The organism is Gilliamella sp. B3172, assembly GCF_026536465.1.
GTDB lineage: Bacteria > Pseudomonadota > Gammaproteobacteria > Enterobacterales > Orbaceae > Gilliamella.
Window position 1 is genome coordinate 1 of record NZ_JAFNOA010000023.1, and the last position, 1,170, is coordinate 1,170.

The 1,170-nt window shown below is 34.6% G+C and carries 1 protein-coding gene; it reads right to left on the reverse strand.

The genetic code is table 11. The features are described from left to right. Positions 1–340: 340 nt before the first annotated feature. Positions 341–1,170 (reverse strand): SEL1-like repeat protein (locus tag J3U37_RS12025; protein WP_267375116.1); only part of this gene is annotated, 830 nt, incomplete at its 5' end.

Below are 1,170 nucleotides of genomic sequence, written 5' to 3' on the forward strand. Positions count from 1 at the left end.
TTTTTTCATTAGTTTTCCTTAAATTCCTTAAATATAATAATTTTTTTATTTTGCCTGCTGGCAAGAAAAGATCAAAAATGGGCTTGCTATCTATTACTTCTTGACAATGTACTTTTAAATTGCTTATCGGTATCGGGTTAAAGAATTGATAAAATGACTAACACGCTAACCAAATATATTGAGCCGTATTAAAATGTCACTGTTAAGCTAATTTATATCAAAAAAGTGATTGTGTTAATAGAATAAATAATATTTTTAGGCTGTATAAAAAAAGAACTGTCTTAATATTTAAGACAGCTCTTTTAGTATAAATTGACTTTTCTATATTGATTAATGATGTTTACTTTATGGAATTATAATTATCACAACCTTCTTCCAAACCGAGTGAACAAGCTTGTTTGTAATATTTTTTGGCTAACGTTATATCTTTTTTAACGCCCTCACCTTGCTGATACATTACCCCTAAATTATTTTGTGCCCAATTAACTCCTTGTTCAGCGGCTTTTGTATACCAATATACTGCTTTTTCTTTATCGACTTCGACACCGTCTCCTTTGTAATACATATTGGCTGTGTTATATTGCGCGTAATCAAAACCTTGTTCTGCGGCTTTTGTATACCAATATAACGCCTTTACTTTATTGACTTCGACACCGTCTCCTTTGTAATACATAACCCCTAAATTATTTTGCGCCTCACCATCCCCTTGTTCAGCGGCTTTAGTATACCAATATACCGCTTTTTCTTTATTGACCTCGACTCCATCACCTTCGTCATACATAACCCCTAATTTATATTGCGTCCAAACATCCCCTTGTTCAGCTGCTTTAGTATACCAATAGAGGGCTTTTTCTTTATCGACTTCGACACCCTCACCTTCGTCATAAATAACCCCTAAATTATTTTGCGCCTCACGCCTCCCTTGTTCCGCTGCCTGAGTAAGCCAATATACCGCTTTTTCAGTATTTTCTTCCACACCGTCGCCGTGGTAAAACATAAATGCTAAATTAAACTGAGCATCTTTATCTCCCTGCTCAGCCTCAGTGTTACAAGCAATAAAAGCTTGATCAAAATCGTTTTGTTCAAAATAGGTCGCGCAATTATTAGCGTAAGCCGTCGTCGATAATAATGCTGTTAATACAACAAATAGTACTTTTTTCATTAGTTTTC